The following is a 22,540-nucleotide window of genomic DNA, read 5'->3' as shown; positions in this document are numbered from 1 at the left end:
CGAGATCAATTTGAAAGCGCGCGGTTTTCCGGGCGCGACTGATAATCCTCGATGAGCGCCTTGATGCGTTGCGCATCCGACTTGCGATGCCCGTGGCTTTCGAGCGGATCAGTGCCGCCGCTTGATTCGATCAAAATGTTCGACCAGATGATACCGGTTTGGATGTGAACCGAAGCGACTTTGAAAATGCTCATGCTGATTTCGTCGCGTTTGAACCATGAGCGCTTGCGGCGCAGGACGGCGCGGTCGGTCACTTCGATGACGGTGGGGAACAGAAAATTTCCCTTGGTCCAGCGGCTCGCTTGAAAAATTTCACCAGGCATATAAACGGTTGTTATCCGATGATTCGGGAAAAATGCAATCTCAATCGGCCTGTTTGCAGGCGCGCGGGCCACATTTTACTCGCGTCACTGCGAGTCCATGCCTATAGTTTAGCACTGTTTGTTGCAACTCCAAATCCGGCAAATCTTCACCACGACACTCGATGCCGGGCGATACCACACAAATGATTCGTCAAGACACCGAAGTACGTTTGAAGGAAATTTCCGGGCGCAGCAGCGGGACGTTTGGTTTGGCGGTACTGGATTTGGCCGGGGAAGAATTTTTTTTTATCAACGAGCAAAAGATTTTCCCACAGGCGAGTGCGATCAAGATTCCCATTCTGATGGAGGTTTACAAACAGGCTGGGGAAGGAAAATTCAACCTCTCCGATTTACGGCGAATCAGTAAAGGCGATCGGACGCCGGGCAGCGGTGTTTTGGGCGGCGCGTGGGAACTATTTTCTGCCCTGACGAGCGCCTTTGCGCGGTCAATGCGTTTTGAAAAGGAGACTCCGCGCCTGATGTTCAGGGCGGGGTTGGCGGCGGTTTCCGGCGCGGTGAGTTTAAGCGTGCGCGACCTTTGTGTGCTGATGATTTTGGTGAGCGATAATACGGCCACAAATATGCTTATTGATTTGGTGGGCATGGGAAATGTGAATCGCACGATGGGCAGCTTAGGTTGCGGACAAACGCGTCTGCGCCGCCGCATGATGGATTTGAATGCTCGCGCGCAGGGGAGAGAAAATGTTTCGACTCCCGCCGACGCGGCGAGGCTGATGCGGATTTTATATCGCGGCGAATTTATCAGCCGCGCCGCGTGCGATGACATTTTGGAAATTTTATCGAAGCCCAAAAAGAGCGCGATTCATGCGGGAGTGCTATCGTCCATACAAGTGGCGTGCAAGCCGGGTGGAATTACTGGTGTCGTCACGGAATGGGCGATTGTTTTTCTAAAAGACCGGCCTTACGTCATTGCGGCGATGGAACATTTTGGCGCGAATAAAAAACCAGGGGTGAAACTTCGTGATGTTTCCGCCGTGATTTACCAGTGCTATGCCCGGTTGTGCCATACAACCAATTGCGGCAAGACGCCTTAACGATAAACGCGCGACCAATTTTCCAGCACGCCGTTTGAATCAAAGGTCAGGCGCAGGTATTCGCTTCGGGATTGCTGGGGCATCGGTTGTCGGAAGTCCTGATCCACACCGCCGACACGCAGAGCACCGGCAAAACCCGTTGTTGGCGGGGGCCCCGCGGGATGCGTGAGCCATTCGATGGAAGTGCCGCCGTCCGGCGACGATTTCTCCGAGTTGGGCTTGCCGAGTTCTGTGCGGGCTTGGGATAGCGTGTATTTTCCGATGCGGTTGTTCCACGCAGCCGTGGATGAAGCGCAACCTACCAGTATGCATCCCAACCAACATGAAATTAGAAATCTCATAGCGATGGATATGCGTGGCATTTGCACACAAAAAGCTAGCACCGAAAAAGGATGTTGCAAGGGGGTTGCATCAAGGCCGATTCTGTTTACAGTACGCGCCATGCTTAAAAATATTTTCGCAGTGACTCGATGCCTGGCGTTTCTCGCGCTGGCAAGTTTGGCGGGCGCTCAGGATTTGCCCAAAGTTGTGTTGAAGCCGGCGTTCACGGAATACAAAGCGGATCGTCCGGTGTGGATGAGCGAGGCTCCCGATGGTTCGGGCCGGCTGTTCCTGGTCGAGCAGGCGGGGCGCATTGTGATTTTGCAAAAGGGCAGCGATGGCAGCAAATCGCAGGAGTTTTTCAATATCGTGGACCGCAAGCCATTCGTCGAAAACGAAGAAGGACTGATGAGCATCGCGTTTCATCCGGGGTTCCAGACGAATGGATTATTTTACGTTTATTACAACCAGCAGAACCCGCGCCGCAGCGTGATCAGCGAATTTCGCGTTTCAAAAGAGGATCCCAACAAGGCCGACTTGAAATCCGAACGCATCCTTCTGGAAGTGCCGCAGCCGATTTCCTGGAACCACAAGGGCGGCGAGTTGAGCTTTGGCCCCGATGGTTATTTATACATCGCATTGGGTGACGGCGGGCTTGGTTACGATCCCCACAACAACGGCCAAAACACGTCCACGTTTCTTGCGAAGATTTTGCGGATTGATGTGAATTCGCGCGCGATGGAAGGCTCCGGCCAGAACAAGCACGAGTTACAATATGGCATTCCAAAAGACAATCCGTTTGTAAAAGAACCGCCGATGAACGGGCTCGGCGTGAAGCACGAAATCTGGGCGTACGGTTTGCGCAATCCGTGGCGCTACAGCTTCGACCGTGAAACGGGCGACTTGTGGGCCGGTGACGTGGGGCAGGATTTGTGGGAAGAGATTGATTTGATCGTGAAGGGCGGAAATTACGGCTGGTGCGCGCGCGAGGCGACCCATTATTTCAAGCCGTCGCCTCCAGGCGCGCAATATATTGATCCGGTCATGGAATACCCTCATAACCCCAAGATGCTGCCCGAATCGCTGTTCCCCGATCATACGACCGGGCTATGCGTGATCGGTGGATATGTGTATCGCGGGAAAAAATATCCCTCGCTACAAGGCGTATATATATATGGCGACTTCGCGTTGGGGACGATTTGGGGTTTCCGCTATGATAAAGCAGCAGGGAAGGTCGTGAAACAAGGCATGTTATTGTCACAACCCAGGACGATTTCGAGCTTCGCCGAGGACAACGATGGCGAATTGTACATGCTCAACCTGGACGGCCTGATCGCTTCGATTACGGTGGCGGAATAGCCTTCTTTGGTGAGTTACAGGACTTAGGAAGAGGGAGTTGTGGACAATAGCTTGTCCCCTATATAGTGCCTTGCTTTCGACGCAATTTTAGCCGAAACTGGGGAACCCAAAATGAGGTGTCGCTGCGCGCGGCCATTTTGGCATCCTGGTCGCTATAAAAAGCCGGACTTTTAGAATATTGTCCGGGTTGAGGCGTCGAAAGAGTCATGCATTGGAAGTATATCTTGTTCGTGCTGCTTTTTTGCGGCGTGACGGTTGCGCAAGCAACGGAAACGCCCGCAGTAGCGGACTTTCATGCAAAGATACGGCCGATCCTTGACGAGTATTGCGCCGACTGCCACGAAGACGGTGAGAACAAGGGCGGCATCGCGTTCGATCAACTCAAAACGGACGATTCCATCATGACCAACCACACCTTGTGGTTCGCCGTGTTGAAGAATCTGCGTTCGGGCATGATGCCTCCCGCCAAAAAAAAATCGCGCCCTTCCGCCGACGAACAAGGGCGCATCGTTGACTGGATCAAATTCGAAGAGTTTGGGATCAATCCGCAACATCCCGATCCGGGCCGGGTAACCGTGCGCCGGTTGAATCGCGTGGAATATCGCAATACGATACGTGACCTGCTTGGAGTGGAGTACAATACCGATGAAGAATTCCCCCCGGACGATACCGGTTATGGATTCGATGACATCGGCGATGTGCTCACGCTTTCACCCATGCTGTTGGAAAAATATCTGGACGCGGCAAAAACCATCATCGCCAAAACCGTCCCGCAGACCTCGCACATCATTCCCGAGAATTTGATCGGCGGAAGGAATTTTCGCCATCCGAAACCGGGCGAACATCACTCGATGGAATACGGCTCAACGTCATTGTCCTACTATGAAAAAGACGCCGTCACGAACACCTATCACATCGAGCACGACGGGCGATACGATTTGATTTTGGACCTCGGCGGAAACGAGCGTTATGTGGACAATGAATTTGATTATAATAAATGCCAGATGATTTTCCGCCTCGACGGCAAGGAGATGCTGAAAAAGGAATACGTTCGTGCCACCGGAAAAAACTTTCACTACGAATTGGCGGCGAACCTGGCCGCGGGCGATCACGAAATGGTGTTTGAAGTGCAGCCGTTGACGCCGCAGGAGAAGCAGGTTCGGGCACTGATAATACGGATTGATTCCGTCACCGTGCGCGGGCCGACGGATGAAAAATATTGGGTCGCGCCAAAAAATTATTCGCGTTATTTCCCCAAGGCTGTGCCCAGCGGGGCAGGCGCGCGGCGGGCTTATGCGAAGGAATTGCTGGGGGCTTTCGCGACCAAGGCGTTTCGGCGCCCCGTGGATGACGAAACCTTGCGGCGGCTGGTGACGCTGGCGGAGAAGATTTATGACCAGCCCAAAAAAACCTTCGAGTCCGGCGTATCCGGGGCCATGGAAGCAGTGCTGGCTTCGCCGCAATTTTTGTTCCGCGAAGAAGGCATGGAAACCCAGCGCATCGGGCGTGCGGCATTGATTGATGAATATTCTTTGGCCTCGCGGTTGTCGTATTTTCTTTGGTCCTCGATGCCGGATGATGAGTTGTTCCGTTTGGCAGCGTCGAAGACGTTGCGCACGAACCTCGACGCCCAGGTAAAGCGCATGCTGGCCGATCCGCGTGCGAATGCGTTGGCGGTGAATTTCACCGGCCAATGGCTGCAGGCGCGTGACATTGATACGGTGGCGATTGATGCGCGGTCCATTTTGTCACGCGATGAAAGGCCTGATCCCGATCTGGATAAACAACGCGCGCGTTTTCGTGAATTGTCCAATAAGCCGCCGGAAGAGCGCACGCCGGACGAGAAGAAGGAATGGCAGGCGTTACGCGAAAAGGCACAGAAGATTTTCAAACCGGCACGCATCGAGATGAACGATGAATTGCGCAAAGCGATGAAGCGCGAGACGGAATTATATTTCGCCAACATCGTGCAGCAGGATCGCAACATCACGGAATTGGTGGACAGCGATTACACGTTTCTTAATGAGCGCCTGGCGAAACATTACGGGTTGACCAATTTGAATGTCACCGGCAGCGAGTTTCGCAAAGTGACGCTTCCCGCCGATTGTCCGCGCGGCGGCGTCCTGACGATGGGCAATGTCCTCGTGGTCACTTCAAATCCGACGCGCACTTCGCCGGTCAAGCGCGGCTTGTTCATCCTCGACAACATCCTCGGCAATCCCACGCCGCCGCCGCCGCCAAATATTCCGCCGCTGGAAATCTCCGAGAAGCGAATGGCGGATCATGAGCCAACGCTGCGGCAGGTGTTGGAAATCCATCGCGAAAAACCGCTGTGCAGTTCGTGTCATAATCGCATGGATCCGATCGGCTTGGCGTTCGAAAATTTTAACGCGATGGGCATGTATCGCACGACCGAGCATGGGCAGGAGATTGATCCCTCGGGCCAGTTGATCACCGGCGAATCGTTCAAAAACCTGGGCGAATTGAAACATATTTTGGCCACGAAGCATCAAACCGATTTTTACCGGACGTTCACCGAGAAGATGCTGACCTACGCGCTGGGACGCGGCTTGTATTATTACGACGTGGACACAGTGGATAAAATCGTGGAGCGGCTGCAACAGAACGACGGAAAGTTTTCGGCGCTTTTATACGGAGTGATTGAATCTGCGCCCTTCCAGGAACGTCGAATTACGGATACGCTTGCCCAATCGGCTTCGATTGGGCATGATGCAGGTGAATAAAACGACCCCAAAGCTATGAAACGAAATGCTTCTTCATTGCAAACGGTTGACAGGCAGAGGTTTGCCGGTTTGACTCGCCGCCGGTTTTTGCGCGGCCTGGGTGCGTGCCTTGCCTTGCCCACATTTGCGTCGGTGACGCCGCTGAAACTTTTGGCGGCGTCCGCGGTGGGAAAACCCGGGTTTAGCTCCGGTGGCGCGCCGGTGCGGTCGGCCTTTCTTTATTTTCCGAATGGCGCGATTCCATCCGCCTTTTGGCCTTCGAATGAGGGCAAGGGTTTTGAACTGAGCGACACTCTCAAGCCCCTGGCGGGAACCAAAGATTTAGTTCAGGTGATGGGTGGCTTGGATCAACGCAATGCCATCGGTGGAGCCGACGGCGCGGGCGATCACGCGCGCGGCAGCGGTGTGTTCCTGACCAGTGTGCGCATCAAGAAAAGCGCGACGGATATTCACGCGGGCATTTCGATTGACCAGGCGATTGCTAACCAGATCGGGCATCTTACGCGGTTTCCTTCGCTGGAATTGACCTGTGATAGCGTGAGAAAATCCGCAGCGTGCGATTCGAGTTATTCCTGCGCGTATCAATACAACATCTCGTGGAGTTCGCCGACCACGCCGATGACGCCCGAGACTAATCCGCGTTTGCTTTTTGAACGGCTCTTCGGCGCGGGCGTACCGGGCGAACGCCTGGAAAACATCCGCCGCCGGCAGGCTGAGCAGCGCTCCGTGCTGGACTTCGTGCTCGATGACGCGCGCCGCATGCAAAAGCAACTCGACGCGCGCGACAAGGAAAAGCTCGATCAATATCTTACTGGCGTCCGGTCGGTCGAAACCCGCATCCAAAGAGCCGAGCAATTTGGTGTCACGGTGGATCCGAATGTGGAAACGCCCGTGGGCATCCCGGCGGATTACGGCGAGTACATGCAAATCATGTTCGACATGCTGGTGCTGGCGTTCCAGACAGACTCGACGCGCGTCGCCACGATGTGCCTTGCCCATGACGGCGACAACCGTTCATTCGCGGAGATCGGCATTTCGGAAGGGCACCATGATCTTTCGCATCATCAGGACAAACCGGACCGCATTAAGAAAGTCGCGCAAATTGATTTGTGGTACGCAAAACAATTCGGACAGTTTCTTCAAAAATTGAAGGACACGAAGGACATTGACGGCAAATCGCTGCTGCACAATTCCATGATCGTCTATGGCGGCGGCAATGCGGACGGCAATCAGCACACGCACACGAATTTGCCGATCGTCCTCGCGGGCGGCGGCGGCGGCTCACTTACTCCGGGCCGTTATGTGAAATATGGCGGCCAACCCACCAGCAATCTGTTCCTGAGTATGGCTGACCGGATGGGCGCGACCGGTCTGGATCGCTTCGGCGATTCCACGGGCCGCTTGTCCAACGTCTGATTGCGTCAGCGTGTCGGTTCTTTGGCAAGGGCCGCCGACTGGACACCAATTATCCACAGAAGCAAACCCAGGACAGTCGCAATTGCGCCCGTTCCGATGATGATCGCGGCGGCAAAGCTATCAGGAGCGAAAGGTTTCACGGGCACTTCGGCGCGTTCGATTAGTTCCGCAGTAATGCCCGTCGGCCGGGTGGCCTCGGCGCTTTCCACTTCGCGCATTTTTGTTTCCAAATTATTGCGATCCTCCTCAAGCTGGTTCAAGTTGCTCAAGGCAGCTTGATAATTCGCATTATCCAGTTTGACGCTCGCGACATTGGTGCTGCCGTTCTGGATTTTTTGTTTCAACTCCTCAATGGCCGAACTGAGCCCGCGCAATTCCGTTTGTTTTACCGTCATGACGGACGAAGCCATTTCATCAATCTTTCGGTTCAAATTCCCGATGAGCAAAGCGGCATTTTTCACTTCGCGAGAATCCGGGCCTTGGTCGAGGTTCGCCTTTAGCGATTGGTTCCGGGCATTGGCAAGCTCAAGCATCGGCGTGTTGAGCGGCGAATTCGTGTCCATGGACGACAGGACTTGCGCCAGTTGGTTCGTGGGCAGCTTGCTCAGGCGTTCGTATTCGTTTTTACGCTCTATATATTCGCCTTCCATCTGGATCTTCTTGCTCTTCATTTCATCGTAAGTATCGCCATCGTAAAATTGTGTTTTGTTGGTCAGGCGCGTTTTTGAAATGTCGAAATACAAATGGTCGAGAGCTACCTGCGCCGTCTGGATTTTTTCGGACTCACTCGTCCACTGCTGCTTGAGGCCGCCAAGTTTGTCATTGATCAAGGCCTCGCGCTGAAGACTGATGCGATTGGTATAAATGCGCGCGAATTCATTGGCAATGCGCGCGGTTTCCTCGCGGTCGTCGCTGATGACGCGGATTTTGACGAGCGTGGAGTCGGGCACGGGAAAAATCGAGACCTTGGATAAAAGGCGGGCGCGATTTGCGGAAGTGTCATCGGCGGTGTGATAACGCTGCGACCATTGCCCGGCGAGGCCGAGATTTTTTATTACTTGATCGAGAAAAGTTTCCGAGCGCATCCAATCGCATTGGTTGGAAATCAGTTGAAGGTCGGACGGATGATTCAAATCGCTGGCGTGAACCCAATCAATGATCTTGATCATCGCTTCGGCGCGATAACTTTTCGGCATCAAAAAAAGATAAGCCAGCCCCGCAATGGCGATGAACATCCCCACCGTGGTCAACGGCATCGCGAGCATTTTTATCTTTTCGGCTGAGGTGCTCATTGATTGAAATCCGAGTGTGCGCCCGTCCTGCACCTATGGCAATCATAGACCGGTGAACGATAGTTCGACAGGGCGCAACCGCTTTCGTTCACGCAAGAACAGCGGGTTTTACAAACCGCCGGAATAAAACCCTGCACTCGCCCTCAACTTTGAACTTTGAACTTGGATGTCCGAACTTTAGCTTAGGCGGCGTGAATGAACCACTGCCAAGCGTGACCGTGTTGATCGCCGCCCGACCGGGGCAGGCGGACATCAAGGCGGTCACCGCGAGCCGGTCGCTGGATTATCCGCGCGAGAAATTGGAAATCATCGTCGCGCGCGGAAAACAGCCATCCGTGCAGCGCAACACGGCGTCGCGGGAAGCGCGCGGCGAACTGATTTATTTTTTGGATGACGATTCGATGCCTCCGCCGGAAAACTTGCGGCGTGCCGTTCAAGCGTTCGCCGATCCCAAAGTCAAAATGCTCGGCGGGCCAAATATTTGCCCGGGCGATGCGCCCTTGCTCGAACAGGTATTTGCGCTGGTGCATGCAAGCTGGCTGGCATTTGGTCCGAGTCGGGCACGTTACACGCCGGTCGGCGCGGTGCGCGAATCCAGCGAGAAGGAATTAATTCTATGCAATCTCATGACGCGGCGTGACGCGTTGCTCGAAGCGGGCGGGTTCAACGAGGCGCTTTATCCTAACGAAGAAAATGCGCTCATGGACGAATTGCAAAAGCGCGGCGGCAAGTTGTTGTACGACCCCGAGTTCATCGTGCATCGGCGGCCGCGAAATAATCTGGGCGCATTCGCTAAGATGCTGCGCAACTACGGTCGCGGTCGCGCGGAACAATTTCGCCTGCAACCCACCCTCGGGTCCGCTCCCAATTTCGTGCCACCATTGTTCTGCGTCTATCTGCTGGCATTGATGATATTGTTCGTGTCGGGGCACACTACAATGTTGCCGTGGCTGTTGATTCCACTTTTTTTTTACGGCTTTGCGTTATTGGGACAAGCGGCAGTGCTGGCCGGGCAGGGTGGTTTGCTCGAAAGTGTTTTGGCAATACCGCTCATGTTCCTCACGCATTTATTATATGGCGTGGGATTCTGGCGGGGCTTGTTTACTCCGTTAAAACCGGCGGAACGCGAGAAGATACCCGTGACGATCGAACGAATATCGCTCTAGCCGATTTTGAACTTCGCCGGCGATTAAAAAAACGATTCCTGCAAATAATTCATCGCGCGCGCGGCGAGACTGAGCGTGGAGCAGGGCGTAGCTTGGCTGGTTAATTCCACTTTGACATGATGCGCGCCGATTTTGTGCATCCGCTCGACCATCACACTTTCCGCGAGGCCGGGATGGTTGCATTCCCGGCTCAAATGGCCGAGGTAAAGATGCTTCAAATCCGCGGACATCACGGCTTCGGCGGCATCGGCAGCCTCGGTGTTTGAAAGATGACCGTGGCGGCCGGCGATGCGTTGCTTGAGACTCCACGGACGGCCTGAATCCTGCAACATTTTCAGGTCATGATTCGTTTCGAGCACTAGGACATTGGCGGTGCGAATACGTTCGAGCACGAGACGTGTAGCGTGGCCAAGATCAGTGAGAAAGCCGATATTCCCCGAAGGCGTGCGCAATAAAAAACCCACGGGGTCGGAGGCATCATGGGGAATGCTAAAAGTGTCAATCGTGATGTCGCCGACATCAAACGTCGCGCCCGTGGAAAAAATCCGGCAATCGAAAGTGGTTTGTAATTGGAACTCGATCGCCTCTCGCGTGAGACGATTGCAAAAAATCGGGATATTTAATTTCTGCGCCAGGCCGACCAAACCGGAAATATGATCGGAATGCTCGTGCGTGATGAGAATGCCGGACAAACCCTCGGGCGCACGGCCGATGGCGGCAAGGCGCTGGCGGGTTTGGCGCGCGCTGAACCCGGCATCAATCAGGATGCGGGTTTCGCCGGTTTCGAGATAGGCGCAATTCCCGTTGGAACCGCTGCCGAGAATGGTGAACTGGACGGACACTCTCACACGCTACTGATGCGCGCGCGCCACGGCAATTAATTTTTGGCCAAAAGGGTTAAGGAAGCTCCGGCATCTGCCGATGAAGGAGTAATTCGTGGCTCGTCCAGGCACGCGGTTGGGATTTTCGCAAAGGCATTAGAATAGCTAAAGCAATAAGCAGACCACTTCTTGCTTGAGAATTTACAGATTCAAACTAAGATAACGAGACATGGCACAAGGTTTACATTTGGCCCAGCGGATGACTCAGTCCCTGGTGCTGTCGCCGCAGATGCAGCAGTCCCTTGCGTTGCTGCAGGCGCCGACCCTTGAGCTAAAGGCGCTGGTCGAACAGGAGATGTCCCAGAACCCGGTTCTCGAAGAAGCGCCCAGCTTGGATACTGATCAAGCCGACAAGAAGTCTGAGGATGGCGACGTTCCTGAATCTTCTGATCCGGCTGAACCACCCTCGGATGTCACCTACGAGGCGGATGGAGTTAGCGACGGCGCCGAAGCCGAAGGCAGCAAAGATAAAGGCGAAACCGCCGAGGAATTTCTCGCTGAATTTGAAAAGCTGACGCAAATTGACCAGGATTTTCGCGACAATTACACCGCATCGAACAGCCCCATGAAGGCGTCCGCCGAGGACGAGGAAAAACGACAGTTCATGTTCGATTCCATCGTTGCCGCGACGTCGCTTCAGGAAGTTTTGCTGGAGCAGGTGCGCGATTCTCAGTTGACCGACGAGCAGCGGCCCATCGCGGAATTGCTCATCGGCAATATTGACGACCACGGCTATCTCAAGACGACCCTCGACGAACTTTCTTTTTCCACGAACATTCCCATCGCAGATATCGAAGCGGTGTTGCGCATCATCCAGACTTTCGATCCCCCCGGCGTCGGCGCGCGCGATTTGCAGGAATGTTTGATGCGCCAGCTCGAACGCTCCAGCCAGGAAGACTCGATCGAATATCGCATCATCAAGGATTACATGGATGCGCTCGGCAAACGCCGCATCCCGGAAATCGCGCGCGGGCTCGGCATGGATGTCGAGGACGTGCAGGAGTCCATCGGCCGCATCGCACGCCTCGAACCGCGTCCGGGACGTGCGTTCCTCAGCGACAATAACCAATACATTTTGCCGGAAGTTTTCGTGGTCAAGTCCGGCGACGAATTTCTCGTCACAACCAACAACGAACAAATTCCGCATCTTCGCATCAGCAATACCTACAAGGACATGATGGCGAAGTCGGGCAATTCCGCCGAAGTGCTGAATTACATCCGCGAAAAAATTCGCGCCGGAAAATTTTTGATCAAGAGTTTGCATCAACGGCAGCAGACCATCCTCAACATCGGTATTGAGATCGTCAAACGCCAGCGCGAGTTCATGGAAAATGGCGTGGCGCACCTCAAGCCGTTGACGATGGTGCAAGTGGCTGAAGTCGTAGGCGTCCACGAAACCACTGTCAGCCGCGCGGTCTCCGGCAAATACATGCAGACGCCGCAGGGCATTTTCGAGATGAAATATTTCTTCACCGCGGGCATCCAGACTGCCACCGGTGAGGGCATGTCGAACACCAGCGTGAAAGACATGATCTCCGAAATGTTCAAGAAGGAAGACCCGACAAAGCCATTGTCCGACCAGGAAATCGTCAAGATGCTTCAGGAGAAGGGCATCGTTATCGCCCGCCGCACGGTTGCAAAGTATCGCAGCGAACTCAATATTCTCCCGTCCAATCTGCGCAAGGTTTATTGATCGTCCTCTCGTTCAGCGCGCTTTCCGTTTTTCTTTTTCCAACGCCGCTTTGGTTTCAGACTGCAAATCGTCCAACTCCGGTTGAAGTTTGGTTTTGTCGGCCGCCTTCATTCGATCAATGAACAAAATGCCGTTCAAGTGATCCAGTTCATGTTGGACCGCGCGCGCCAGCAATCCGCCGCAACGAAATTCAATCTGTTCCCCCTTCTCGTTCATGGCGGTTACATCCACCGTTTCCGGTCGCGAAATGTCCGCATAAATTTCTGGAAAACTCAAGCAACCTTCAGGACCCTCGACCGGCGGCGTCACGGGCTTGACGGCGGGATTGATCAACACCAGTGGCATTAATGACGCAGGATCAGCGGACTTGCCATTGAGTTCAAGCGTTGACGGGCGCTCCGTCGCCTCGCGAACGTCAATGACCGTGAGTTGCAACGCCTGGCCGATTTGCTGTGCCGCCAGGCCGACGCCGTGCGAGTCATACATCGTTTCAAACATATCCGCGATCAACTGTTTGACGGCGGGCGTGATCTTCTCGATGCGCACGCCTCTTTTGCGCAGCACCGGCTCACCGTATTTGACAACTCTCAAAATCATTGCCGTTATTTTCCATTCGTAGGCCAATCACGCAACAGCCCCACAAGGTTTTCAATACTCGGACTTTGCGCCGTGCGAACATAATACCCACTTGTGGCCACGCCGGTCAGCACGCACATTTCGTTGTCCAGCCCCAGCAGCTTGCCGAGGCAAAAACCGGAATTAAAATGATCACCCGCGCCGGTCGTGATCAGCGGCGTCGCAATGTAAGGGCCTTCGACCAGCGCGACATCGCCGTCGCTCGCAGCCAGCGCGTAACTCACCGGATGCACCACGACCGTGTTGACCGGCAGTTGATGATTGATGTCCGCCGCGATGCGTTTCAAATCTTCCGGCGCGCCGCCCAATGAATTCAGGCCCAGCACCGTCGCGACTTCCAGCGCTTCCTTTTCATTCAAGCCAAGAATGACATCAAAATATTTTTGAAAACGCACGACCAATTCCAACGCGCGCAAAATATCCTTGCGCGTGCGCTTCTCGGGATCGGCAAGGTCAAAAAATAATTTGCGGCGCGGCCCGTTGAGCGCCGGGCAAAGCTCGGCGAGCATCGCATCCCACACATCGCTCATGTAGGGCAGCATCGTCCAATTCACAAAACCGACCAGGTCGGAAGTCTGAAATTTCGCGGCGAACTTGTCTTTGCCGAAACGCTCCTCGATATTTTTCCAGGTGACTTCCTTGAGCGGATAATGTTTGCCGAGCATGATCTTGCCGTCCTCAAATTCCAGCGCGTCCGTATGGCCGGGCTCGGCGATGGAATGCACTTCAGCGGTCTCCGCGAATGGCTCGAACACCGGATGCAGCTTGGGGTAACCCAGCGTGCCGAGATACGTGACGCGCAAGCCAAAACTCGCGAGCGCATTCGCCATGATCGGACCGTTTCCGCCGAGCTTCGTGCGTTGATTGACGAGTTCGATGTTTGCGCTCTTGCCCGCGGCGCCGGCGAGGCGCGTGGCGAGATTGGCAATCGTCGGCAAGCGCAAAAAATTTTCGGCATTATCGCGTTTATCCACGACGTGGATGATCTCATCCACAAAACCGTCCAGCCCCACGAACGCGCTCATGTTTCGGGCCCGCTCCGCGCCCGCGTCCAGTGCGTGCGCGCATTTTTCTCGTAACTCAGGTGTGTTCATCCCGATAATTTCTAATGGAAAGTTCTCCCGGCGGCAAATCAATCCGCCTTGACGCCAATGATTTGAAGAATGCGCTCAAGGTCGTCATCGTTGAAAAATGCGATTTCCAGCGAGCCTTTGCCCTGCTGATATTTCAAGCGCACCTTCGTGCCGAATTTTTCGCGCAGACGATTTTCAAGATCCACCAGGTTCGCGTCATGCACCAAAGGCATCGCCGGATTTTTCGGAGCAGTACCGCGCGCTTGAAGTTTTGTGATCAGCGCTTCGGTCTGGCGGACATTCAATCCTTCCTTGAGCACGCGGTCGGCGGCAATTTTTTGCTGCTTCTCAGTGGGCAAACCCAGAATGACCTTTGCGTGGCCAACCGAGAGCAGCCCATCGCGAACCGAATCTTGAATCGCCGGAACCAGTTTCAAGAGGCGCAAGGCATTCGCCACTACCGCGCGGCTTTTGCCAACTTTCGTCGCGACCTCCTCCTGCTTGAGTTGAAATTGCTCGATCAGTTGCGAGTAGCCTTGCGCTTCCTCGATGGCATTTAAATTTTCGCGCTGAAGATTTTCGATGAGCGCAAGTTCCAGCACCGCGCGGTCGTCTGCCTCGCGAACGATGACGGGAACTTCCGCCAGGCCGAGCAACTGCGAAGCGCGCCAGCGACGTTCACCCGCGATCAATTCGAAATGCCCGCCTTGCTCGCGAACAATGAGCGGCTGGACGATGCCTTGTTCCTTGATGGAATCGGCGAGTTCGCGCAACGCCTCGTCGGAAAATTTCTTGCGCGGTTGAAAAGAGCAGGGGCGGATGCGATCCAACGGAATCCGTTGCACGCGCTCGCGATTATCCACCGGTGCGGGCGCTGGCGTGCTGGAAGCGGATGCGGAAGGCGGTGTCGCCGGCGGTTTGCCCGCTGGCGCAGCCCCGCCCAACAACGCGCCGAGACCGCGGCCCAAAGCTGGTTTTGCCATAGCGGAACATTGTCTCACGCGTCGGATGATTGTCAACTTTGCGCCGCGCAAACGCCTCCATGGCAGAGGACGCTTGTCACCGTTGAGCCAAAAATAACCCGGCACTGCCATTTGCCGATAATTTTTCTCTCCGTTAAGCGGACTTATCCGAGCTTAAGCGAGCCAAGGCGAATTTATCCGAGCCATCGTTCACTTATCCGAACCAAATCTACCCTTTTGGCTCGCCTAATGGCGTTTTTTATCCATCTCGGCATTGCCCATTCGTTTTATCTGTCCGATGTGTTCTATCAAAGAACCGTCCCCACCATGCCACATTCCGCAAATACAGTCCACCCTTCCATAGGTTACAAATGCACTTCCCCTGGGGAGGGCGAGCGTACTCGCGAGCCCCATTTAATTCCTATCCACGCCCACCCTATTGCCTGCGCCCCGTCGCTGGATTATCCTCCGGCATGAGTAAAAAGAGCGCGAAGATTGCCGCGCTGATCGAGAGCTGCCGCGGGCAGGATTTGAACGCCCATTACCTCGGCTATTTCGCGTGCTTCAACGAAGGTCTTTTTTACGAGGCGCACGATGTATTGGAAGAACTCTGGCTTGCTGACCGGCAAGGTCCGAATTACGCCTTCCACAAAGGCCTCATTCAACTCGCCGGCGCGTTCGTCCACTTGCAGAAAAACCGGCTGCGCCCTTCCTCGGCGCTTTTCAAACTCGCGCAAACGAACCTTAAAAAATATCCGGCCCACCATGAGCATTTGGATGTCGAACGTGTCTTGGATGTCATTGAAGAATGGATGCGCGAACTGGAGGAAAAGCAATTTTCAGTGAACCCATTGATCGGCGGCAAAGCGCCGCAAATAAAATTAAAACCTCGCGCGACCTTGCTCATCGCGACCCGCAACGCCCACAAGGTTGGAGAAATTCTCGCCATCCTGTCAGAACGATTTCACTACCTGACGTTGCGTGATTTCCCGGATGCGCCCGAAGTAGTTGAAGACGCCACCACGTTCGCGGGTAATGCCACAAAGAAAGCGGTCGAGCTTGCGCGCTGGCTGGCAAAACAACCCGGCGCGAACGCATTGGTCAGTTCCAATCTTTTTGTGCTCGCGGACGATTCCGGTTTGGAAGTGGACGCCCTCAACGGCGCGCCCGGAGTTTATTCCGCCCGCTTCGCCGCGCTGGATACAAATCAGCCGGGCAATTCTCCCGATGCCGACAACAACGCCAAGCTGCTGCGACTATTGCGTGATGTCCCGCCCGGCAAACGCACGGCGCGTTTTCGTTGCGTACTGGCATTGACGCCTGCGATAGATCTCATTGAACAAAATACTTCACCCGTTTGTTCCGCGGACGAATTTGAATTTCAAACTCAATTATTCGACGGTGCTTGCGAAGGAGAAATTGCCTTGAAGTCTTCGGGTGCGGGCGGCTTCGGTTACGACCCGCTGTTCATTCCCACGGGCCATTCACAATCCTTCGCTGAGCTGGGCGAAGAAATTAAAAACGCCTTGAGCCATCGCGCCAAGGCGCTGGCGAAACTGCGGGCTTATTTAAATTCACTCGTTGCGTGCTGAATCAACCAGAGAAGCCAAACATCAATACAAAATCTGCACGCGATAAAAACGGCTGCTTAGATTCGTGGCAGAATCCGTGTTCGTCACCACCGCACCCGTGCCGACAATATTCGTGAGCGTTTGCCAAACCGGCGGAAGATTAGTCGTGTATTCGAGCGCGTTGGTCAGGCCGTTGATTGAACTCCAACTGATTTGCCGCGCTCCATTGGTTAGCAATTTTAGTTGCGGATTAAGAATCGAGATATTCACATAATAGAGGTCCGAAAAAAAGACATTCCGGAAGCCGCTAAAATTCACTGGAAGACTATCGAGAGGAGAGCCCAGGTCTTGTAATCCATTTCCGTAAGAGCGTCCGATAAATCCATTCAACACATTGGTGCCGCGAACCACATGCCCAAAAACAGTGAACAGATCATTGGTGTCGGCGGCATCCAGAGACGCATTGTTGGTTAAATTAAAAAACCACGAGGATGTGGCGGAATTAGTATCGCCGCCAAGTTTAGCCATCGCAATTGTGCCATAAGTGTTGCTGTAGCGAGTGCCGACGGCGAATTCATCCGGGATGGGAGCAAAACTGGGGATGCCGACGATGGTCTCGTTAGTGCCCGTACCTTGAACCGCAAATGCGCCGCCTTGTATGACGAAATCCGTGACACCGCTCACGCTCAGCGGACAGCGATGCAAAAAACTGTTTTGATAATAGCCATCTTCCACATACCGCAGAAAATTTTTGACAGTAACGGGTTTATCTTTGTCATAAAGCTCCACTTCAATATCACCGACGCTGGTGTTATCGCTGAGGGTTATGTGAAAAATCACCAGTGAACCAGCCAGGGAACTTTTCGCGGCAAATGCGCACAACAACAAGACTACAAGGCAATGCAAGTTTTTCATGAGATAAACGACAATTTGCAATAGCCGAATTAACGAATGGCCTCAAGTTTTTTCCGAAGCCGCCCGTTGCTCGTGATCATGCCGTAAGCGTATTTACCCTTGATCGGAAAATTCCAAAATTCGCCGCCCGCGCATTCGACAATCAGCCCGCCTGCCGCGATATCCCACAGGCGGATGCCGCGTTCAATATAAGCGTCAAACCGGCCCGAGGCCACATAAGTCAAGGCCAGCGCCGCCGCGCCCATGATGCGGACTTTGCGGACGCGCCGGACGAGTTGATTGAAATAGGGCAGGGTGTTCTCGAGACTCGTATGCGTCTTGGCAAAGCCAATGGAAACAATCGCCTCCCGCAAACGATGACGGTCGCTGACGTGAATTATTTTTCCGTTCAAACGTGCCGGCTGGTCGCGAATGGCCGTCCACAACTCGTCGGAAAACGGGTCGTACACGACGCCCACCGTCGTTATAAAATCATCGGGATAAATCGAGTCTGGATTCGAGTCTGGATCGTAGGGTTCTTCCCGCGAGACTTTAATTTGCAGCGCGATGGAGATGCACGCGTGCGGAATGCCGTAGGTAAAATTCACCGTGCCGTCAATCGGGTCCACCACCCAGCGCGCGCTGGCGTCGGGATTCCCGGTGATGCCTTCCTCGCCCAGCAACGCCACGCGCGGAAATTCCGCCGCCAGAATTTTCCCGATGAGCTTCTGGCTGCGAACATCGAGGTCGAGCTTGATGTCGTGCGCCGTCGTAGAATTGATTTTTTTCTCGGAGTTCAGGTTCTTGCGCATCAATTTGCCAACGGCGCGTGCAGCTTTGACCGCGCAGGCGAGCGCGCGCTTCGGATCAATGGGATGGTGCATGTTTAAGGAACGGTGGATGGCGGAATCATTTTATACGTGAGCTTGTACGAAAATTGGTCGAAATAAATATTCGTGCCGTTGTGCTCGATCTCGGCGCGCTGGAAATCCACGTCGTCCGAGCGGAACGATTGCTTCGGCGGATTTAGCTGCTGCTCGTGATCGCTGTTGGCGATCATGCGATACCGGTCGAGGCCGCCAAAATAAAAATCGCGAATCTCAATTCTTTGCGCCGCCGTGAGCGTGGTGATATAGCGCATGGCATAATTGCCCATGTACGGGTCAACCGGAACCCACCCGTAAGGCGCGAGATAAATCTCCGTCCAGTCGTGGATCGTGGTGCCATTAGGCGTGAGGTCCCAGCCGGTTTGCCAGCGCGCCGGAACACCATTGTAACGGCAGAGCGTGATGAACAACAACGCCTGCTGCCCGCAATCACCGTAGCCGTGCGACCGGCAATAATCGCTGATGTTGCGGATCGTGGAATATTCGAGCGCGTAGCTGTATTGCAAATGGCTGGATTGCCAGTCAAAAATCTTTTTCGCTTTCAACATCGGATTGGTTTCCCCGCCGACGATGCTGGCCGACAGCGCTTTTATCTCCGGCGTGAAAACGACATGCTGCGCCTCACCCGTAAACAGTTTCACCGCCTCGTCATTCGGATCGTACGGCTGGATTTTTTCAGGTTGCAGATCGAAGTGAACGCCACGAATGGTATATTCATACTCAATCGCAAACTTTGTCGAAACATTGCCGGCGGAAGGTTCCTCAAAATAAATCGAACGAATCGGGCTGCTCTCCACATCAATAGACTTCGGAGCCGCCGCGCTGGAGATTAATTTGAAATCGGATTGAAACGCATTTTTTCTCGGAATGGGAATCCACGCGCGGATGGTTTCGTCCTTCGGCGTGGTATTGCTGGCGACCGTCACCGTCGTGTTGATGTGAAAAGTTTTCGGCAGCACGTAAGGACTTTTTTGTTCGAGCGACGCCTGCTTGATGGCGGTCACTTCACTGAGTCGAAAAAGTTCCTTTTGACGTTTGTCTTTTCCATCCATGCGGCGCGCGTCGAACTCGGGATGGCGAAAATAAAGATTGTCCACCGAGTCCTTGAAATAAAACTCGCTCCCATCAATCGGACGGCCATCAAACCAGCCCAGCTTGATCCATTTATCAAATTCAGCGCGCGTTAAATCCCGGACGGAATCCGAAAGTTCTGCAAACAACCGTTCCTGTGTCAGCGAATAATCCATCTTAATGCGTCGAAGACGATCCGCTTCAAATTCGAGAGTCTTTGTTTCAGCCGGCGAATAATTTCCACTCGCAATCGCCGCACGAAGAACCGTGGCCGCCTGTTTGAAATCCCCCTGTAATTCAAGCTGCGAAGCCTGCGCCGTGACGTTCGTTTGCGACCAGGCCGCAAAGGCCAGCCACGCGTAAATGACGCCTGCGAGAAAAAACTTTTTCATAGAAGCGCTTGCGGCGCGCGAATCAGCCGTTCAAGGCATCCAGCGCCGTCTGGATATGTTGCGCCTTTCCGCGCCAATCCACCAGACGTTTTTCATGCTCGCGCAGGACTTCGGGCGGCACTTTTTGAGTGAAGGCGGGGTTCGCCAATTTCTGTTCCACTTTCAAAATTTCGGCGTTTACTTTTTCAAGTTCCTTCGTGAGCCGCGTCTTTTCAGCGGCGACATCAATGAGCCCTTCCATCGGCAAATATAAATCGGCAAGGTTCGTATGCGCCGCGAGCGTTCCCTTGGCCGGAATGTAATTGGGCGCGACATCGAGCGCTTCCGCATTCAACAAAATTTTCAACACGGCAACATCATGCGAAGAAATTTCGCCATGAGGCTTAAGGACGAACTTCACCTTTTTGCCGGATTGAATGTTGCCCTCGCGCTTGAGGTTGCGCCCTTGCGAAACGAGTTCGTATTTCGCATTCGTGAAGGCGAGGAACGAATCGTCAAGTCCGTAGAATTCGCAAAACTCGCGCTCGAACGCCTTCGGCCACGGCGCATACATGATGCTCTGACCGCCCTGATCGGCGGGCATGTCGTCATTAAATCCCATGTCGTGCCAAAGTTCTTCGGTGATGAACGGCAAAAACGGATGGAACAGCCGAAGTGTATGCGACAAAATAAAATCAATGACCGCGAGCGTGTTCGCCTTGCGCGCCTCGTCCGGGCCTTGGAACGCGGCCTTGCTCGCCTCGACATACCAATCGCAATATTCACTCCAGAAAAAGCGGTAGAGCGTTTGCGTCGCCTCGCTGAAATTATAAGCTGCGAGCGAAGCCGTCACTTCGCGGATCGCCGCGTCGAGCTTCAGCAAGATCCATTTGTCATCGCTGGTCAATAGCGCGGGATTAATCTCACCCTGCACGGTAGTGTTCGCGCCGCCCATCATTTGACGAAAGCGGCAGGCGTTCCAAAGCTTGTTGCAAAAATTGCGCCCGAGTTCGACGTGCTGTTCGTCAAACAAAATATCCTGGCCCAGCGGAGCGGAACGCATCACGCCAAAGCGCAAGGCATCCGCGCCAAACTTCGCGATCAAATCGAGTGGGTCGGGAGAATTGCCGAGCGACTTCGACATCTTGCGACCCTGCTTGTCGCGGATGATGCCGGTGAAATAAACATTCTGAAACGGCATCTCGCCCATGAACTCGTACCCGGCCATGATCATGCGAGCGACCCAGAAGAAAATAATGTCGGGGCCGGTAACCAGGTCCGTCGTCGGATAAAACTTCTTGAGCGTCGGCGTACTTTCCGGCCAACCCATCGTCGCAAACGGCCACAACCATGAACTGAACCACGTGTCGAGGACATCAGAATCCTGCACCCAATTTTCCGCATTGGCCGGTGGTTCGATCCCGACGTGGAATTTCGCCGCATCGCGGTCATTGTAATTTTTTGCACCGGCCTCGCCGGTTTTCTCAATCGGATACCACACCGGCACACGATGACCCCACCACAACTGGCGGCTGATGCACCAATCCTGGATGTTGCCCATCCAATGATCATAAACTTTCGCCCAGCGGTCTGGATAAAATTTCATCTCGCCACTCGCCACGCACGCGCGAGACTTTTCGAGACTCGGATATTTTAAAAACCATTGTTCGCTCAAGCGCGGTTCAATCGGGACATCAGCGCGCTCGCTGAAACCGACGTTGTTCGTGTAAGGCTCTTCCTTGTCCAGCACGCCAAGCTCAGTGAGCTTTTCCACCGCGAGTTTGCGCGCCTTGAAACGATCCAACCCGCGCAACTCCGCGCCTGCAAGATCGTTCATCGTCGCGTCGGGATTCATGATGTCAACGACTGCGAGCTTATGGCGCAAGCCAATTTCAAAGTCCGCCTTGTCATGCGCCGGAGTGACCTTCAGCACGCCGGTGCCGAATTCAAAATCCACATGCTCATCGCCGATGATGGGAATGAGTTTTTGTTCGCGCGCAAATTCAACGGGCAACGGACGAATGACATGTTTGCCGATCAAATGCGCGTAACGCGGGTCCTTCGGATTTACGGCCACGGCGGTATCGCCGGGAATCGTTTCGGGGCGTGTCGTGGCGATGGTCAAAAACGTGCCCGGCAACTCCGCCACTTCAACCTTGAAATAATAGAGCGAGCCCTTCTGCTGCTTCATGATCACTTCCTCGTCGGAAAGTGCCGTGAGCGAAGCCGGACACCAATTCACCATCCGCTTGCCGCGATAGATCAAACCTTTTTTGTAAAGCTCGACGAAAACTTTTTGGACGCAGCGCGAATACTCCGGGTCCATCGTGAACCGCTCGCGCGTCCAATCACACGACGCACCCAGTTTCTTGAGTTGCTCGATGATGATGCCGCCGTGTTTTTCTTTCCAGTGCCAGATTTTCTCAAGAAATTTTTCACGGCCAAGATCGTCGCGATGGCGAATCTCGCCGCTTTTCTTGAGCGATTTTTCAACGGCAGTTTGTGTCGCAATGCCCGCGTGATCCGTGCCCGGCAGCCAGAGAACTTCCTTGCCTTCCATGCGGGCCTTGCGCGCAAGAATGTCCTGGATGGTATTGTTCAACACGTGGCCGAGCGTCAGCACGCCCGTCACATTCGGCGGCGGAATGACGATGGAATATGCGGGTTTCTTCGAGGCGGGGTTCGCCACGAACAGTTGTTTGTCCAGCCAGAATTGATACCACTTCGCCTCGACGGCTTGCGGTTCGTATGCTTTTGAAATCTCAGACATGAAAATTCGATGAGTT

General features: G+C 54.2%; 18 protein-coding genes. 7 read left to right on the top strand and 11 right to left on the bottom strand.

Annotated elements, in window-relative coordinates; genetic code table 11:
- Window positions 1–5 precede the first annotated feature (5 nt).
- Window positions 6–323, bottom strand: a complete 318-nt coding sequence (locus VH413_17960) for a hypothetical protein (protein HEX3800583.1) — start codon at window positions 321–323, stop codon at window positions 6–8.
- Window positions 324–505: 182 nt separating this feature from the next.
- On the opposite strand from VH413_17960, the gene VH413_17955 reads away from it, so the two are divergent.
- Complete coding sequence (locus VH413_17955; protein ID HEX3800582.1) at window positions 506–1,417, top strand: serine hydrolase; 912 nt, start codon at window positions 506–508, stop codon at window positions 1,415–1,417.
- On the opposite strand, the gene VH413_17950 is transcribed toward VH413_17955, so the two are convergent.
- Complete coding sequence (locus VH413_17950; GenBank protein ID HEX3800581.1) at window positions 1,414–1,860, bottom strand: hypothetical protein; 447 nt, start codon at window positions 1,858–1,860, stop codon at window positions 1,414–1,416. The two genes, VH413_17955 and VH413_17950, sit on opposite strands and share 4 nt — an antisense overlap.
- A gap of 19 nt (window positions 1,861–1,879) precedes the next feature.
- Here VH413_17950 and VH413_17945 point away from each other — a divergent pair, with 19 nt between their 5' ends.
- The 3 genes from VH413_17945 (at window position 1,880) to VH413_17935 (ending at window position 7,257) form a co-directional block, all read left to right on the top strand.
- Window positions 1,880–3,097 carry a PQQ-dependent sugar dehydrogenase gene (locus VH413_17945; GenBank protein ID HEX3800580.1) on the top strand — a complete coding sequence of 406 codons (1,218 nt, stop codon included), beginning with the start codon at window positions 1,880–1,882 and terminating at the stop codon, window positions 3,095–3,097.
- Window positions 3,098–3,303: 206 nt separating this feature from the next.
- Window positions 3,304–5,841, top strand: a complete 2,538-nt coding sequence (locus VH413_17940; protein HEX3800579.1) for a DUF1592 domain-containing protein — start codon at window positions 3,304–3,306, stop codon at window positions 5,839–5,841.
- Between the two features lie 15 nt (window positions 5,842–5,856).
- Window positions 5,857–7,257, top strand: coding sequence for a DUF1552 domain-containing protein (locus VH413_17935; GenBank protein ID HEX3800578.1), 1,401 nt, complete (start codon window positions 5,857–5,859; stop codon window positions 7,255–7,257).
- A gap of 5 nt (window positions 7,258–7,262) precedes the next feature.
- Here VH413_17935 and VH413_17930 read toward each other — a convergent pair whose 3' ends face one another.
- Window positions 7,263–8,549, bottom strand: coding sequence for a hypothetical protein (locus tag VH413_17930; protein ID HEX3800577.1), 1,287 nt, complete (start codon window positions 8,547–8,549; stop codon window positions 7,263–7,265).
- Between the two features lie 191 nt (window positions 8,550–8,740).
- On the opposite strand from VH413_17930, the gene VH413_17925 reads away from it, so the two are divergent.
- Window positions 8,741–9,715: a glycosyltransferase family 2 protein gene (locus VH413_17925; GenBank protein ID HEX3800576.1), complete on the top strand. Its 975-nt coding sequence runs from the start codon at window positions 8,741–8,743 to the stop codon at window positions 9,713–9,715.
- 23 nt (window positions 9,716–9,738) lie between these two features.
- Here the strand turns inward: VH413_17925 and VH413_17920 are convergent, their stop codons facing one another.
- On the bottom strand, window positions 9,739–10,563 hold the full coding sequence (locus tag VH413_17920) for an MBL fold metallo-hydrolase (GenBank protein ID HEX3800575.1): 825 nt from the start codon (window positions 10,561–10,563) through the stop codon (window positions 9,739–9,741).
- Window positions 10,564–10,765: 202 nt separating this feature from the next.
- On the opposite strand from VH413_17920, the gene rpoN reads away from it, so the two are divergent.
- Complete coding sequence (rpoN, locus tag VH413_17915; protein HEX3800574.1) at window positions 10,766–12,289, top strand: RNA polymerase factor sigma-54; 1,524 nt, start codon at window positions 10,766–10,768, stop codon at window positions 12,287–12,289.
- Between the two features lie 12 nt (window positions 12,290–12,301).
- On the opposite strand, the gene def is transcribed toward rpoN, so the two are convergent.
- Genes def through VH413_17900 form a run of 3 tightly spaced genes read right to left on the bottom strand, consistent with a single transcriptional unit; the run spans window position 12,302 to window position 14,981 of the window.
- On the bottom strand, window positions 12,302–12,886 hold the full coding sequence (def, locus tag VH413_17910) for a peptide deformylase (protein HEX3800573.1): 585 nt from the start codon (window positions 12,884–12,886) through the stop codon (window positions 12,302–12,304).
- Window positions 12,887–12,891: 5 nt separating this feature from the next.
- Window positions 12,892–14,019 (bottom strand): PfkB family carbohydrate kinase, encoded by a 1,128-nt coding sequence (locus VH413_17905; GenBank protein HEX3800572.1) that lies wholly within the window; start codon window positions 14,017–14,019, stop codon window positions 12,892–12,894.
- A 38-nt stretch (window positions 14,020–14,057) separates the two neighbouring features.
- Window positions 14,058–14,981 (bottom strand): ParB/RepB/Spo0J family partition protein, encoded by a 924-nt coding sequence (locus tag VH413_17900; GenBank protein ID HEX3800571.1) that lies wholly within the window; start codon window positions 14,979–14,981, stop codon window positions 14,058–14,060.
- A 452-nt stretch (window positions 14,982–15,433) separates the two neighbouring features.
- Between VH413_17900 and VH413_17895 the strand changes: the two genes are divergently transcribed.
- Complete coding sequence (locus VH413_17895) at window positions 15,434–16,552, top strand: non-canonical purine NTP pyrophosphatase (GenBank protein ID HEX3800570.1); 1,119 nt, start codon at window positions 15,434–15,436, stop codon at window positions 16,550–16,552.
- A gap of 21 nt (window positions 16,553–16,573) precedes the next feature.
- Here the strand turns inward: VH413_17895 and VH413_17890 are convergent, their stop codons facing one another.
- From VH413_17890 to VH413_17875, 4 genes are read right to left on the bottom strand one after another with little or no spacing between them, the layout of a single operon-like run.
- Window positions 16,574–17,446 carry a peptidylprolyl isomerase gene (locus VH413_17890; protein ID HEX3800569.1) on the bottom strand — a complete coding sequence of 291 codons (873 nt, stop codon included), beginning with the start codon at window positions 17,444–17,446 and terminating at the stop codon, window positions 16,574–16,576.
- A gap of 29 nt (window positions 17,447–17,475) precedes the next feature.
- Window positions 17,476–18,309 carry an inositol monophosphatase family protein gene (locus tag VH413_17885; protein ID HEX3800568.1) on the bottom strand — a complete coding sequence of 278 codons (834 nt, stop codon included), beginning with the start codon at window positions 18,307–18,309 and terminating at the stop codon, window positions 17,476–17,478.
- Window positions 18,310–18,311: 2 nt separating this feature from the next.
- Entirely contained in the window at window positions 18,312–19,775 is a 1,464-nt protein-coding gene (locus tag VH413_17880) for a transglutaminase domain-containing protein (protein ID HEX3800567.1), read from the bottom strand.
- 22 nt (window positions 19,776–19,797) lie between these two features.
- A complete protein-coding gene (locus tag VH413_17875) occupies window positions 19,798–22,524 on the bottom strand; it encodes a valine--tRNA ligase (GenBank protein HEX3800566.1) in 2,727 nt (908 codons plus the stop codon).
- Window positions 22,525–22,540: the final 16 nt, after the last annotated feature.

The organism is Verrucomicrobiia bacterium (assembly GCA_036268055.1).
In the GTDB taxonomy this organism is placed as follows: domain Bacteria; phylum Verrucomicrobiota; class Verrucomicrobiia; order Limisphaerales; family Pedosphaeraceae; genus DATAUW01.
The sequence above is the reverse complement of the archived record's forward strand: the minus strand, read 5'-3'. Positions and strand labels throughout refer to the sequence as shown.

Coding starts and splice junctions, on each gene's coding strand:
- VH413_17960 (HEX3800583.1), bottom strand. CDS start 323: ATGCCTGGTGAAATTTTTCAAGCGAGCCGCTGGACCAAGGGAAATTTT.
- VH413_17955 (HEX3800582.1), top strand. CDS start 506: ATGATTCGTCAAGACACCGAAGTACGTTTGAAGGAAATTTCCGGGCGC.
- VH413_17950 (HEX3800581.1), bottom strand. CDS start 1,860: ATGGCGCGTACTGTAAACAGAATCGGCCTTGATGCAACCCCCTTGCAA.
- VH413_17940 (HEX3800579.1), top strand. CDS start 3,304: ATGCATTGGAAGTATATCTTGTTCGTGCTGCTTTTTTGCGGCGTGACG.
- VH413_17935 (HEX3800578.1), top strand. CDS start 5,857: ATGAAACGAAATGCTTCTTCATTGCAAACGGTTGACAGGCAGAGGTTT.
- VH413_17930 (HEX3800577.1), bottom strand. CDS start 8,549: ATGAGCACCTCAGCCGAAAAGATAAAAATGCTCGCGATGCCGTTGACC.
- rpoN (HEX3800574.1), top strand. CDS start 10,766: ATGGCACAAGGTTTACATTTGGCCCAGCGGATGACTCAGTCCCTGGTG.
- def (HEX3800573.1), bottom strand. CDS start 12,886: ATGATTTTGAGAGTTGTCAAATACGGTGAGCCGGTGCTGCGCAAAAGA.
- VH413_17905 (HEX3800572.1), bottom strand. CDS start 14,019: ATGAACACACCTGAGTTACGAGAAAAATGCGCGCACGCACTGGACGCG.
- VH413_17900 (HEX3800571.1), bottom strand. CDS start 14,981: ATGGCAAAACCAGCTTTGGGCCGCGGTCTCGGCGCGTTGTTGGGCGGG.
- VH413_17895 (HEX3800570.1), top strand. CDS start 15,434: ATGAGTAAAAAGAGCGCGAAGATTGCCGCGCTGATCGAGAGCTGCCGC.
- VH413_17890 (HEX3800569.1), bottom strand. CDS start 17,446: ATGAAAAACTTGCATTGCCTTGTAGTCTTGTTGTTGTGCGCATTTGCC.
- VH413_17885 (HEX3800568.1), bottom strand. CDS start 18,309: ATGCACCATCCCATTGATCCGAAGCGCGCGCTCGCCTGCGCGGTCAAA.
- VH413_17880 (HEX3800567.1), bottom strand. CDS start 19,775: ATGAAAAAGTTTTTTCTCGCAGGCGTCATTTACGCGTGGCTGGCCTTT.
- VH413_17875 (HEX3800566.1), bottom strand. CDS start 22,524: ATGTCTGAGATTTCAAAAGCATACGAACCGCAAGCCGTCGAGGCGAAG.